The organism is Actinomadura sp. J1-007, assembly GCF_009793335.1.
In the GTDB taxonomy this organism is placed as follows: domain Bacteria; phylum Actinomycetota; class Actinomycetes; order Streptosporangiales; family Streptosporangiaceae; genus Spirillospora; species Spirillospora yumaensis.
Genome location: NZ_WING01000001.1, coordinates 6,291,579 through 6,305,443 on the forward strand (window position 1 = coordinate 6,291,579; position 13,865 = coordinate 6,305,443).

General features: G+C 74.2%; 8 protein-coding genes. 3 read left to right on the top strand and 5 right to left on the bottom strand.

Translation table 11 applies throughout. The annotated features are described in order from the left end of the window. Positions 1-58: 58 nt before the first annotated feature. The 3 genes from GEV43_RS28580 to GEV43_RS28590 form a co-directional block, all read right to left on the bottom strand. Positions 59-2,320, bottom strand: coding sequence for a SulP family inorganic anion transporter (locus GEV43_RS28580; protein ID WP_175250149.1), 2,262 nt, complete (start codon positions 2,318-2,320; stop codon positions 59-61). Positions 2,321-2,609: 289 nt separating this feature from the next. Further along, a complete protein-coding gene (locus tag GEV43_RS28585) occupies positions 2,610-4,661 on the bottom strand; it encodes a hypothetical protein (RefSeq protein WP_160823339.1) in 2,052 nt (683 codons plus the stop codon). A gap of 262 nt (positions 4,662-4,923) precedes the next feature. Further along, positions 4,924-5,502 (bottom strand): YbhB/YbcL family Raf kinase inhibitor-like protein, encoded by a 579-nt coding sequence (locus tag GEV43_RS28590; protein ID WP_160823340.1) that lies wholly within the window; start codon positions 5,500-5,502, stop codon positions 4,924-4,926. Positions 5,503-5,887: 385 nt separating this feature from the next. On the opposite strand from GEV43_RS28590, the gene GEV43_RS28595 reads away from it, so the two are divergent. Together GEV43_RS28595 and GEV43_RS28600 are read left to right on the top strand one after the other, a co-directional pair. Further along, entirely contained in the window at positions 5,888-7,264 is a 1,377-nt protein-coding gene (locus GEV43_RS28595) for an NAD(P)/FAD-dependent oxidoreductase (RefSeq protein ID WP_160823341.1), read from the top strand. A gap of 109 nt (positions 7,265-7,373) precedes the next feature. After that, a complete protein-coding gene (locus GEV43_RS28600; RefSeq protein WP_160823342.1) occupies positions 7,374-10,769 on the top strand; it encodes a BTAD domain-containing putative transcriptional regulator in 3,396 nt (1,131 codons plus the stop codon). Between the two features lie 213 nt (positions 10,770-10,982). Here the strand turns inward: GEV43_RS28600 and GEV43_RS28605 are convergent, their stop codons facing one another. Further along, a complete protein-coding gene (locus tag GEV43_RS28605) occupies positions 10,983-11,792 on the bottom strand; it encodes an ABC transporter permease (RefSeq protein WP_160823343.1) in 810 nt (269 codons plus the stop codon). Continuing rightward, positions 11,789-12,781, bottom strand: a complete 993-nt coding sequence (locus GEV43_RS28610) for an ATP-binding cassette domain-containing protein (RefSeq protein ID WP_160823344.1) — start codon at positions 12,779-12,781, stop codon at positions 11,789-11,791. The genes GEV43_RS28605 and GEV43_RS28610 overlap by 4 nt, the downstream gene beginning before the upstream one ends. Positions 12,782-13,149: 368 nt before the next feature. On the opposite strand from GEV43_RS28610, the gene GEV43_RS51245 reads away from it, so the two are divergent. Further along, entirely contained in the window at positions 13,150-13,710 is a 561-nt protein-coding gene (locus GEV43_RS51245) for a PH domain-containing protein (RefSeq protein ID WP_309239883.1), read from the top strand. The last annotated feature ends 155 nt before the right edge of the window (positions 13,711-13,865 follow it).

Here is a 13,865-nt window from a genome sequence, read left to right on the forward strand (position 1 = left end):
GGGGAATGGGCGACCGGGCGCGTTCAGGCCGTACGGGACGGGCGGCGGCGCCGGGGGATCAGGCGAGGGCGCCCGCGTCGTGCGGGTCGTCGTCGGGCGTCTCGCCGGGGACGGGGACGAACGTCCCGGCCGGGCGGTCCAGGATCCGCACGTTCGCGGTCTCCAGATCGAGGTAGAGGCCGACCAGTTCGAGCCTGCCCGCCTCCACCCGGTTGCGCAGCCAGGGGTAGGTGAGCAGGTTGTCGAGCTGCTGCGCCACGTTGGCCTGGCAGAGGCGGGCGAGCGGCGGGCCGTCCGCCGGTTCGGCGGCGAGGAAGCGGGCGAGGCTGTGGTTGCCGTGCCTCAGCCACCGCGCGAGGCCCGGCAGGTGCTCGACCTCGGCGCCGCCCGCGAGCAGCGCGGCCATCGCGCCGCAGTTGGAGTGCCCGCACACCGTGATCGTGCGGATGCCGAGGACCTCGGTGGCGTACTCGACGGTCGCGGCCACCGAGTCGTCCGGGACCCGCGAGCCGTGCCGGGGGACCAGGTTGCCGACGTTGCGGTTGATGAACAGGTCGCCGGGCCCGCTCGCGGTGATGATGCTGGGCACCACGCGCGAGTCGACGCAGGTGATGAACAGGTGCTCGGGCTTCTGCGCGAACGCCAGCTCCGCCATGATCGGCCGGACGAGGCGCGCGGTGCGCCCGTGGTACTCCCGGACGCCGGCGAGGAGCAGGGCGCTCGGCGAGACGTCCGGGGCGTCGAGCTCGGGGCCCGTCTCGGCGCGCCGGGCGCGGTCGGCCCAGGGAGCCCACCAGCGGGCGGGAGGGGGAGACTTGCGCTGCGGGGTCATGTCGCCCGTCACCGCGTTCTCGTACCAGGTCTCGTGGACCTCGTCGATGTCCACCTTCCCGTCCTGGCGCTCGTGGGCGAGCCGCCAGGCGTGGATCGCGTCGAACGCGGCGTGGTCCATGAAGTCGACGTCCAGGTCGAGGTCGACGCTGGAGCCGGGCGGGATCCCCTGGAGGACGCGCGTCACCTTCGGCACCCCGAGGAACGTGAGCGTCCCCTCCACGACCACGTGCCAGCGCGGCGGCACCGGGCCGTCCCCCGCCGCCGGGACGAGCTGCTCGACCCGTACCGACAGCGCCGTCAGCCGCCGCAGCGCCGTCAGCGCCATGATCCCGATGCCGAGCAGCACGCCCTCGCCGAGCCCGAGCGCCACGACCCCGACCAGCGTCGCGAAGTAGGCGGGCGCCTCGCGGTGGTGGCGCAGGGCCCGCACCCGCGCGGTGTCGATCATCCGAACGCCGAGCACGACGAGCAGCGCCGCGAGCGCGGCGAGCGGCACCTGCTCGATGACCGGGCCGCACGACAGCGCGAGCACCAGCACCCAGACGCCGTGCAGCACCGTCGACCGGCGGCTGCGCGCGCCCGCCTCGACGTTCGCCGTGCTGCGGACGATCACGCCCGCGATCGGCAGGCCGCCGAGCAGCCCGGACGCCGCGTTCGCCGCGCCCTGCCCGAACAGCTCGCGGTCGAGGTCGGCGCGCGGCACGCCCGCCGGCCGCGCCCGGTCGATCGCGACGCTGCACAGCAGCGACTCGACGGCCGCGACCACGGCGACCGACACCACCGCGCCGACGATCCCGGGCAGCGGCCCGTGCGGGAGGACGGGCGCGTGCCAGCCGTCCAGCAGCGAGCCGGGCAGGTCGACGCGCTCGGCGTCCCAGCCGAGCGCCCACGCGGCGAGCGTGGCGAGCGCGATCGCGGGCAGCGGGCCCGGAATCCAGCGAGGCACCGCGCCGAGGCCCTTCGCGCGCTTCGGCAGCCGCGCCCACACCACCAGGACGGCGATCGTCAGCGCGCCGAGCAGCGCCGGATGCGAGTGGGGGTGCAGGATCTGCCCGGGCAGCTCCCGCAGGTTGCTGAGCGCCGAGTGCTGCGGGCTCCCGCCCAGCACCACGTGGATCTGCGCGAGCACGAGGACCGCGCCGACCCCGGCGAGCATGCCGTGCACCACGGCGGGGGACACCGCCAGCGCCGTACGGGCGACCCGGCACGCGCCGAGCCCGAGTTGCAGCAGCCCGCCGAGCAGGGTGATCGTGCACGTCGCACGCCACCCGTAGGTCTGCACGAGCTCGGCGACGATCACGGTGAGGCCCGCCGCGGGCCCGCTCACCTGGAGCGGCGACCCGCCGAGCAGCCCCGCCACGATCCCGCCCACGATGGCGGCGATCAGCCCCGCCGCGACGGGCGCGCCGGACGCCACCGCGATGCCGAGGGACAGGGGGATCGCGACGAGGAAGACGACGAACGACGCGAGCACGTCTCGTCGCAATGTCGATACGTTGAGTGGCTTTGTAGTCACCTAGCGTATAGAACCACGATCTGCCGACAACGCGCCAAGCCCTCGCACGCAGCACGAACACCATCCCGACCACCCGTCCCGCCGGACCCGGGCACAGCACTCCCAAAGCCGCCCGCTCATGCCTCCGAGGGGCGACCGGTCCTGCGTCACGGGGCGCGGACGTTCGGGCTGGGGGAGGCCGGGGGCTTGTTCGGTGACGGGGTGGCAAAACGCCGCGAGGCCGTCCTTTCAGGACGGCCTCGCGGCGTTGGGAACGCTGTCAGCGGCGGTAGTCGCGGTGGTTCTCCCAGTCGTCGGGCTGGCGCTGGTCGGAACCGGGGTACGACGAGCCGTACGGGCCGGTGTCGCCGCCGGAGGGGGCCTGGTAGCCGCCGCTCTGCTGGTTCATGTAGCCGGAGCCGTACGCCTGTGTGGCGTTGGGGTCATAGTTCCCGCCGGAGCCGCCCGGGTCGGACGGCGCGGACAGCGGGTCGGCGCCGTTGTAGCTGCTGCCGCTGAAGTCGCCGTAGCGGCCGGGCTCGCCGGTCGGCGCGGGGCTCATCCCGCCGCCCTGGCCCGAGCCGTACGAGTCGCGCCCGGACCCGCCGAGCGGGTCGTCGTAGCGGGACGAGTCGCCGTAGGCGGGCGACGCCGGGTAGCCGTCGTTCTGCGAACCCTGGCCGTAGCCGGAGCCTCCGGCGGGCAGGCCGCCGCCGTAGCTCATGGTCGAGCCCGCCGGGTCGCTGTCGTAACCGCCCTGCCCGGACGGCGGTCCGGACGACGGGGGCGGCGCCCACGGGCCGGTGCTGGAGCCGCCGATCCCCGCGCCGCCGCCGGTGCCGAACGAGCCGCTGCCGAGCGGGTCGCCGAGCGGGTCGTTCAGGGAGCCGCCGCCGTACGAGCCGCCCTGGTCGGACGGGCCCGAGGTGCGCTGCCGGTCGGTCTGGATGCGCTGGAGCAGCTCGTCGACCGTCGGGAGCTTGTGGTTGTCGGTGTCGGACCCGGCCGGACGGGGCGCGGGCGGCGCGGGCGGAGGCGCCGGCTCCTCGGTGCGGCCGAGGGGCAGGCCGAGCGGGTCGGACGCGCGCGGGTCCGGCGCGTTCGGGGCGGGCGGCGACAGCGGCATGTCGAACGCGTCGGGGCGGCCCTGCGGGGGCGGCGGAGGCGAGGCCGCCGCGGCGGGACGGGAGCCGAGCGGGTCGGAGCCGTAGTCGCCGTACGACGGCTGGTCCTGGCCGCCGCCGTACGGGCCGGGCTGCTCGGGCTGGCCGCCGTACGCGGGCTGGTCCTGCGCGCCGCCGTAGGACGGCTGGTCCTGCGCGGAGCCGTACGCGGGCTGCTGCTCGGGGACGCCGAACGGCGAGGACGGGTCGCCGCCGTAGGACGGCTGCTCCTGGCCGTAGCCGGACGGGTCTTGGCCGCCGTAGCCGGACGGGTCGGGCGCGCCGTACGAGGGCTGCTGCTCGTGGCCGTACACCGGCTGGTCGGGGCCGCCCGGGCCGCCGAGGCCGTACGGGCCCTGCTGGCCGTGGCCGCCGATGTCGGCGGGGATGCCGTCGTTGGCGGTCGCGCTCGGGTCGCCGCCGAACGGGGAGCCGCCGGGGAACGGGTTGGTGCCGCTCGGCTGCGGCCCGGTGCCCATCCCGCCGGGACCACCGGGGCCGCCGGGGCCCTGCGGCGCGGGCGGCGGGCCGGACACGCCGCCCAGGGCGTGCAGGTCGGCGCCCATCGGGACCGGCTGGGTGAGGTTGGGAGGCTCGGCGGCGGGCGGGGCGTGCTGCTCGGCCGCCGGCGCCTGCGGGTTGTTGAGCGGGTCGGCGGCCATCTCGGCCTCGGAGCGCTCGGGCTGGCCGTCGTGCTGCCAGGGGAACTTGGGCTTGTCGAACGTGATGGTCGCCCAGTAGTCGTCGTCTTCCATCTCGTCGGAAGCCGGACCGGCGGGAGCGGGCGGGGGCGGAGCCGGGGCCGCGGCGGGAGCGGCGAGCGGACCGCCGCCCTGAGGACCGCCAGGACCGCCCTGGCCGCCGCCCGGTGCGCCGGCGACGCGGCGGTCGTAGCCGGGGTCCGCCGAGCCGGGGCCGTACTGGGCGCCGTCGTAGCCGGCCGCGTCGTAGCCCGCCTCGTCGTACCCGTTGTCGTAGCCGCCGCCCATGGCGTCCTGGCCCATGTCCTCGGCCGGGACGCCGCGGCGGCCGCGTGGTTGCGGCTGCGGCTGGTCGTCCCAGTCGTCGTCGTCCTGGCCCGCCCTGCTGGCCCGCATGCCCAAGGCCACGAGGACGACCACCAGGACCACGACCACAATGAGGCCGAAGACCACGATGTAAGTTGTCATGCCACCACCCAATGCCTTGGCCCGGCGAGAGTCGCCGGCGCGGACCGCGGGTTCGTCCCGATGTTCGCCGACGGTCGGTGCCCGGCGGACCTATGCCGATTCTGACCGACCGCTATGACCGTTGTCACACCCTTCGCGCACATTTACCCTCACACGGCGCGCACCGATCGGCCAATCCGGCCGACCGCCGCGCCCCAGTCAGTTCCGCCCCCACGAGGGGTCCGCCCTGACTCTGCGCTCACAGGCCCCAGGGTCAACGCGTCTACTTGCTGCCGAAGTTCCCGGTGATCCGCCCCCGGCCCACCGTGTGCTCGGCGATGGCGGCCAGCGAATCCTTCAGCTTGGCGCCGTTCCCGAACGGCGCCGGGTCGTCCAGTGCGTAGATGGTGAATCGATAGCGGTGCCGCTCCCCCTTGGGCGGGCAGGGCGGCGCGTAGCCCACCTTCTTGCCGGTGTTGAGTCCTTCGGCCGTCCTGGGCAGCTTGGCGCCCTCGACGAGCTCGTGCGTGGTCCCGTCGATGCCCGCGATCACCCAGTGGACGTAGGCGCCGTTGGAGGCGTCCGGGTCGTCCATGACGATCGCGAACGAACGGGTCTCGGTGGGCGCCGCCCCCGACCACCGCAGCGGCGGAGTCCTGCCCTGCCCGCCAGGGTACGTCGCGCAGCCGTACCGCGTGGGCAAGTCCTGACCATCGCGGAAGACCGGGCTGGTCACGGTGAACCACTCCGACAGCTCGGCGCTCTTGTTCTGGGGCTGGCCGATCAGCCCGCAGCCGCTCAGGGCACCGGCGAGCGCCAAGGCGCCCGCCGCGGCCGCGACCGGACGCCGCTCTCTGCTCATCATCGAATCGATACGCTCCCGGGCGAGATGGTACGCCGCGCTCGACCGGTTTCCCTTCATCTCGGCGATGCGCGCACCCGTCCGGCGGCGCCCCCTTCCTCGTCGGCCCCAACCTTAGGGGTTCGGCGGGGGTGGAACGGGCCTTTCGTCCCCTGAGGGGACGGCGCTCCCAGAGAATGCCGCTGTGACATGCATCATGTGGCCTTCGTCCCTCCCTGTCCGAAAAAATGGGAAGGAGTGGTGAAGTTCACAGGGTTAGCAACGGTCCAAGTTGTCCATATGGAAAGTTTTCGCCTTCTTTCGGCGTTAATCGTTGGTGTAGGGCACGTTCCATCCGGTAGTTTGTGAATGTCTTCACAAGCCGACCGTGACATTGGAGGCCGCAATGGCCAGGACCGCCGAGGGAACCCCTGGCGCTCCCCACATCCTGATCGTGGGTGGCGGCTATGTGGGCATGTACACCGCGCTGCGCCTGCAGAAGAAGCTCCGCCGCGAGCTCAAGCGGGGCGAGGTCAAGATCACCATCGTTGACCCCAACTCGTACATGACGTACCAGCCGTTCCTCCCCGAGGCCGCCGCCGGGAACATCTCCCCGCGGCACGTCGTCGTGCCCCTGCGCCGGGTGCTCCCGAAGTGCACCGTGCGCAAGGCCCGCGTGACCGAGCTCAACCACGAGGAGGGCTGGGCGATCCTCCAGCCGCTGGCCGGGACGCCCGAGCGGATCTCCTACGACTACCTGGTCATGGCGGCGGGCGCGGTCCCGCGCATCCTGCCGATCCCCGGCCTGGCCGAGAACGGCATCTCCCTGAAGACCGTCGGCGAGGCCATCCACCTGCGCAACCACATCCTGGAGCAGCTGGAGATCGCCGAGTCGACCGACGACGAGGAGCTGCGCCGCAAGGCGCTGACCTTCGTGTTCGTCGGCGGCGGGTTCGCCGGCGTCGAGGCGGTCGCCGAGCTGGAGGACATGACCCGCGACGCGACCAAGTACATGCGCAAGGTCACCCCGCAGGACCTGCGGTTCATGCTGGTGGAGGCCGCCGACCGGATCCTGCCCGAGGTCGGCCCCGACATGGGCAAGTGGACCGCCGAGCAGCTCCGCGGGCGCGGCATCGACGTCAAGATGAAGACGTTCCTCCAGTCGGCCGTGGACGGCCGGATCGAGCTGTCGGACGGCAGCGCGTTCGAGGCCGGCACCCTCGTCTGGAACGCCGGCGTGAAGCCGTCGCCGGTCGTCCGGAACGGCGACCTGCCGGTGGACGAGCGCGGCCGGGTCAAGGGCACCGAGTACCTCACCATCGAGGGCCTCGTCCGGGCGTTCACCGCCGGGGACAACGCGGCGATCCCGGACCTCACGCAGGAGGGCATGTTCTGCCCGCCGAACGCCCAGCACGCGGTGCGGCAGTCCAAGGTCCTCGGCGACAACATCGTGCGGTCGCTGCGCGGCAAGTCGCTCAAGCCGTACGTGCACTCCAACGTCGGCGCCGTCGCCGGCCTCGGCCTGCACAAGGGCGTCGCGCAGACCTACGGGTTCAAGGTCAAGGGCCTGCCCGCCTGGTTCATGCACCGCTCGTACCACGGCGCGAAGGTGCCGACCTTCAACCGCAAGCTGCGCGTCCTCGCCGACTGGACGCTCGCGCTGTTCCTCAAGCGCGAGACCGTCTCGCTGGCGACCGTCGAGCAGCCGCGCGCCGACTTCGAGCTCGCGGCCCTCGCCGACGCCAAGCCCGCGGCCAAGCCGAAGGAGGAGACGGCGGCCTGATCCCCGCCGGCTCTCCCGGACGCCCCGGCGGTCCCCGCGACCGCCGGGGCGTCCGGCGTTCCGTACCGGGAAGACGTTGCGTACCGGGAAGATGAGGAACAATCGTCACGTGCGGATCGGGATACTCGGGCCGCTGGAGGTCGCGCCGGACGGGCCGTCCGGCGCGGCGGACGGCGGCCGCGTCGAGATCGGCGGCGCCCGGCTGCGGGCGCTGCTGACCCTGCTCGCGCTCGAACCCGGCCGGCTGGTCTCCGCCGAGCGCATCATCGGCGACCTCTGGGAGGACCGGGCCCCCGCCGCCGCGCCGAACGCCCTCCAGTCCCTGGTCTCCCGCCTGCGCGCCGCGATCGGCCGCGAACGCGTCGAGTCCCGCGCGGGCGCGTACCGGCTGGACGTGCCCGCGTCCGCGATCGACGCCCACGACTTCGAGGCCCGCGTCGTCCGCGCGCGCCGTACGGCCGACCCCGCCGCCCGTTCGGCGGAACTGCGCGAGGCGCTCGCGCTCTGGCGCGGCCCCGCGCTCGCCGACGCCGCCGGGCTGCCCTTCGCCGAAGGGCCCGCCGCCCGCCTGGAGGGCCTGCGCCGCGGCGCCGTGGAGGAACGGGTCGACGCCGACCTCGCCCTCGGCCGCCACGCCGAGCTGATCCCCGAACTCCAGGCGCTCGCCGCCGCCGACCCGCTCCGCGAGCCCGTGCGCGGCAGGCTGATCCGCGCCCTGTACGGGGCGGGCCGGCAGGCCGACGCCCTCGCCGAGTACGACGCGGTCAGGGCCGAGCTCGCCGAGGCCCTGGGCGTCGACCCGTCCCGCGACCTGGAGGAGCTGCGCCTCGCCGTCCTCCGCCAGGACCCGTGCCTGCTGCCGCCCCGCCCCGCCCCGTCCCCCGCTGTCGCCGCGGTTCCCGCGCCCTCCGGAGCGGCGGCGCGGTCGACGGGGAGTGGCGCGTCCGCCGCGGACGGCCTGTCAGGTGCGCCGGAGCCGGGAGCGGCCGCGTCGGCGGCCGGGCCGCGCGGGAACCTGCGCGCCCGGCTCACCAGCTTCATCGGACGCGACGACGACCTGCGGGCCGTGGGCGAGCTGCTCGGCAACGGCCGGCTGGTCACGCTCACCGGTCCCGGCGGGGCGGGCAAGACCCGGCTCTCCCAGGAGGCCGCCGGACGCCGAGGGGAGACGGCGCCGGACGGGGCGTGGTTCGTGGAGCTGGCGCCCGTCCTCGACCCCGCGGAGCTGCCGCCCACCCTGCTCACCGTCCTCGGCCTGAACGAGACGGCGCTGGTCGCCGCGCCGCTCGGCCGGCTGCCGGCCGCCGAGCCCGCCGACCCGCTGGAACGGCTCGTGTCGGCGCTCGCCGGGCGGCGGCTGCTGCTCGTCCTCGACAACTGCGAGCACCTGCTCGACGCGGCCGCGCGGGTCGCCGACCGCGTGCTGGCCGCGTGCCCCGGCGTGCGGATCCTCGCCACGAGCCGGGAGCCGCTCGGCATCACGGGGGAGAGCCTGTGGCCGGTCGAGCCGCTCGCCCTCCCGCCGCCGGCGGCGAGCGCCGCCGAGGCGGCGCGGTACCCGGCCGTGCGGCTGTTCGCCGACCGGGCCGCGGCCGTGTCGCCGGGCTTCGAGGTCACGGACGCGAACGTGGCGTGGGTCGTCCAGATCTGCCGGGCCCTGGACGGGATGCCGCTCGCGATCGAGCTGGCGGCGGCGCGGCTGCGGGCGATGACGCCGGGGCAGGTCGCGGACCGGCTGGAGGACCGCTTCCGGCTCCTGAACGCGGGGAGCCGTACGGCGCTGCCGCGCCACCAGACGCTGCGCGCCGTCGTGGAGTGGAGCTGGGACCTGCTGGACGGGGCGGAGCGGGCGCTGTGGCGGCGGCTCGCGGTGTTCGTGGGCGGCGCGACGACGGAGGCCGCCGAGGAGGTGTGCGCCGGGCCCGAGCTGGACCGCTCCGACGTGATGGACGTGCTCACCGCCCTGGTCGACAAGTCCCTCGTCGTCGTACGCGAGGGGGAGGACGGCCTCGCGGGGGAGCCGCGCTACGCGATGCTGGAGACGATCCGCGCGTACGGCCTGGAACGGCTCGCCGAGGCGGGCGAGGAGGAGAGGCTGCGGCGGGCGCACGCCGCGTACTTCGTGGAGCTGGCCGAGACCGCCGAGCCGCACCTGTACCGCGCCGGGCAGCTCCGCTGGCTCGACCGGCTCACCGCCGAGCACGACAACACCCACAGCGCCCTGCGCTTCGCGGTCGCCGCGGGCGACGCGGCGCTCGCCGTGCGGTTCTGCGCGGCGCTCGGCTGGTACTGGTTCCTGCGCGGGCAGCACAACGAGGGCGCCGAGCACCTGGTCGAGATCGCCGCGATGCCTGGCCTGCCCGAGGACGAGACGACCGCGGTCGCGCTCGGGATCGGCGCGATGGCGACCCTCGACGGCCCGCACCACCTGGAGACGGCCGGCGCTTGGCTGCGCCGCACCCGGGACATCTGCGCGATGCTCCGGCCGGAGGCGCTGCACCCCGTCCTGCGGATGCTCTCCGCGACGCTGATCATGTACCTGGAGGGCTGGGAGGACGGGACGCCGCCCAGCCTGGAGGCGCTCCTGGACGACCCGGACCCGTGGGTGCGCGGCGTCGCACACTTCGTCCGCGGCCAGCTCGGCATCAACTTCGGCTGGACCGGGGAGCTGGAGCGCGACTTCTCCGAGGCGCTCGCGGCGTTCCGCGAGGCGGGCGACCGGTGGGGGCTGTCGTTCACGCTGGCCGGGCAGGCGGAGGTGGTCGGGCGGACCGGGCGGCACGCGGAGTCCGTCGCGCTCTACGAGGAGGCGCTGCGGCTGAACGCCGAGCTGGGCGGGGGCAGCGTCGTGCTGCTGCACGTCCACATGAAGCTCGCCAACGCGCTGGACCTGGCGGGCCGCCGCGAACGGGCCGAGGCGTTCCTGGCCGAGTCGCTGCGCGAGGCGGAGCGCCGGGGACAGCCCGAGGAGATCGCCGCGATCCACTACCAGCTCGGCGAGTTCGCGCGGCGCGCGGGCGACCGCGCGACGGCCGCGCGCCGCCTCGGCCGCGCCGAGGACCTCATGGCGAACGCCGGGGGACCGCCGCAGTTCCGCTCCATGGTGCTGGCGTCACGCGCGCAGCTCGACCTGGACCTCGGCGAGACCGCGGCGGCGCGCGGCCGGCTGGACGAGGCGATGCGCGGCGCGGTCCGCGCGCGCGACTACCCGATCGTCGCGTACGTCCTCGCGGGATTCGCCGACCTCGCCCGCCGGGAGGACGACCCGGAGCGCGCCGCCGGGCTCCTCGGCACCGCCGACGCCCTGCGCGGCATCCGCGACCTCTCCCTCCCGGACGTCGCCGCCATCCACGACGACGTCCGGGACCGGCTGGGGGAGCCCGCGTTCACGGCCGCGTACGAGCGCGGGGCCGCCGTCACGTTCGACCAGCTCGTCGACCGCTTCGGCCTGGAGCGCCCCGCCCCCATGTCCATCAAGCCGAGCCCCCCGCCACCCGCCGCTTAGCCCGCCCCCGCCCGCCGCGCTCGGGGACGGACCTGGACCCTCGTGCCCCGCCCCGACCCCGTTCCGGCGCGCTCGGGGACGGGCCTGGACCCTCGGGCCTCGCCCCGTCCCCGGTCCTCGGACCGCACCGGCCTGTGCGTTCGGTCGGTGCGGTCGGTGCGGTCGGTCGGTCGTGCGGCGGGCGGGCGCTCGGGCCGCTCGCGGCGGTTCCGGTCAGGCGCGGGCCTTGAAGGCGCGCAGCGAGAGGGGGGCGAAGACGATCGAGATGCCGACGCCCCAGGCCAGCGCGATGAGCGCGTGCTCGAGGACGGGCCCGCCGACCAGCAGGCCGCGCATCGCCTCGACGAGCTGGGTCACCGGGCTGTTGTCCATCAGCCAGGCGAGCCACCCCGGGATGCCCTTGGTCGTCGGGATGAACGCGGTGCTGAGGAAGCTCAGCGGGAAGATCACCACGAACCCGAAGATCTGCACCTTCTCCGGCTCGTTCACCTTCATCGCGATGTAGACCGAGGTCCACGAGAACAGCACGGCGAACGCCAGCAGCAGCACGAACGCCACCAGCAGCGCCAGCACGTTGGTCTCGATGCGGAACCCGATCGCGAAGCCGACCGCCAGCAGGATGATCATCGACCACGCCTGCTTGACGGTGTCGGCGATGATGCGGCCGATCAGCGGGGCGCTGCGGGCGATCGGCAGGCTGCGGAACCGGTCGAACACGCCCTTGGTGATGTCGGTGTTGAGCCCGAACCCGGTGCTCATCCCGGCGAACAGCGCGTTCTGCGCGATGATGCCGGGGATCACGACGGGCAGGTACGCCTCGACGCTGCCCTTCATCGCCGGGCCGAACACGTAGGAGAACAGCAGCACGAACATGATGGGCTGGATCGACAGGTCGAGCAGCTCCATCGGGTTGTGCTTGATCTGCACGAGGTTGCGCCACGCCAGGGTGGCGGTGTTGCGCGCGGCGATGGCGGGGGAGACCCGCTTGGTCAGGGGCTGGGGGGTGAGGGTCGCCGTGGTCACGCCGACGCTCCTTCCTTGTCGGCGGCCTGGGCGAGCTCGCCGGCCTCGGCGTCGATGTCGTCGGTGTGGTGCCCGGTCAGGGCGAAGAAGACCTCGTCGAGGCTCGACTTGCGCAGCGACAGCTCGCCGACCACCACGCCCGCCTCGTCGAGGCGGCGCACCACGGCGGGCATGATCGCCGGGTCGGGGATCGGGGTGGAGACGAGGCCGCCGCGCACCTCCGGGACGGCGTCGGCGAGGTCGCCGACGACCCGGGCGATCGTGTCCGCGTCGGCCTCGTGGATCGGCGCGACCTCCAGCACCTGCCCGCCGACCTGCGCCTTGAGCTGGTCGGACGTGCCGTGCGCGATGGCCTGGCCGCGGTCGATCACGATGATGTCGTCGGCGAGCTGGTCGGCCTCCTCCAGGTACTGCGTGGTGAGCAGCACGGTGACGCCGTCCCTGGTCAGGCCGCGGACGATGTCCCACAGGCCGTTGCGGCTGCGGGGGTCGAGGCCGGTGGTCGGCTCGTCCAGGAACAGGATCTTGGGGTCGCCGACGAGGCTCGCGGCGAGGTCGAGGCGCCGCCGCATGCCGCCGGAGTAGGTCTTGGCCGCGCGCTCGGCGGCCTCGGTGAGCTGGAACCGCTCCAGCAGGTCCTTGGCGCGGGCCTTGGCCGAACGGCGCGACAGGCCGAGCAGCCGCCCGATGAGGACGAGGTTCTCGGTGCCGGTGAGCATCTCGTCGACCCCGGCGTACTGCCCGGTCAGGCCGATGAGCTGCCGCACCTGGTGGGCCTGCTTGCACACGTCGAACCCGCCGACCCGGGCGGTGCCCTCGGTCGGCTCGATCAGCGTGGCGAGGATCCGGGTCATGGTCGTCTTGCCCGCCCCGTTGGGGCCGAGGACGCCCATCACCGTGCCCGCGTCGGCGGTGAGCGAGACGCCGGCCAGCGCCCGGGTCTCACCGAAGCGCTTCACCAGACCCTCGGCCTGGATGGCGTATGTCATGTGATCTCCCTAGGTACTCGTATGCCGGACATCTCACTGCCTTGACGCGAGGGCAAGTCAAACTACGTGCCGTCCGGAGGGGTGCGCATCCCGTTTTCCGCCGCCGATCACTGCGCACCGGCGGCGGGAGGACGCCCATCCGTAAGGTCGCACACGGGTCTGACAGAACGCTGAGATCCGCCGCACCGGGCGGCTCCCCGCTCGGGCCGCGATCTCTTCATCATGCGCGGCCGAGCCCACGCACGGCACATCTCCACGTCAAATCCGGGCAATTCGTCCTGTTTGCCCTCTTCTGGGAGTGGCCGGGCGGGACCGACCCCCGTTCGGGGTCCGCTGCGGGACTCCCGCGGGGATCTAGACTCGTACCCGTGACGGCGGTGCGGCGCCACCAACGACGCGACGGCGGGCAGCCGCACCCGCCGCGCTTGCGGCCGCCCGCCAACCGGGTGTCGGCCCGCGCGATCGCGCACTGGGCCATCGAGTACCTCCTGCTGTGGGGCCTGGCGTTCGGCCTGGCCTGGGGCGTCGCGGCCTGGATCGACGACTCCGGATGGGACGGCCTGCCCCGCTGGCTCGCCGGGCACGTCTGGTGGCTGCCGATCGCCGTCGGCGCGGCGGGCCTGCTCATGGTCACCGCCGCCCCCGTCTGGCGCTACCGCGTGCACCGCTGGGAGGTCAGCTCCGACGTCGTCTACACCCGTACGGGCTGGTTCAGCCGCGAATGGCTGCTCGTCCCCGTGAGCCGCATCCAGACCGTCGACACCGAGCAGGGCTGGATCGAACGGATGCTGGGCCTCGCCACCATCCAGGTCAACACCGCCTCGCACACCGGCTCGTCCGAGGTGTCCGGCCTTCCCGTCGCCGTCGCCACCGCCCTCGCCGAGCAGCTCGCGCACCGCGCGCACGACCTCCGCGACGACGCGACGTGAGCGTGCAGGAAGGCCGCGACGATCCTCCGCCGTCCGCCCCTTCGAACGACCGCCCGGACCGTCCCGCCGACCGGCCGTCCCCGCCCGCCGGACCACCGGGCGGTGCCGCGGGTCAGGCCGGGCCTGCCGGAACGCCACATGATTCTGGCGCCGCG

What these genes read in the sequence shown, in the direction of transcription:
- GEV43_RS28585 (WP_160823339.1), bottom strand. Translation starts at nt 4,661, where the DNA reads ATGACAACTTACATCGTGGTCTTCGGCCTCATTGTGGTCGTGGTCCTG.
- GEV43_RS28590 (WP_160823340.1), bottom strand. Translation starts at nt 5,502, where the DNA reads ATGAGCAGAGAGCGGCGTCCGGTCGCGGCCGCGGCGGGCGCCTTGGCG.
- GEV43_RS28595 (WP_160823341.1), top strand. Translation starts at nt 5,888, where the DNA reads ATGGCCAGGACCGCCGAGGGAACCCCTGGCGCTCCCCACATCCTGATC.
- GEV43_RS28610 (WP_160823344.1), bottom strand. Translation starts at nt 12,781, where the DNA reads ATGACATACGCCATCCAGGCCGAGGGTCTGGTGAAGCGCTTCGGTGAG.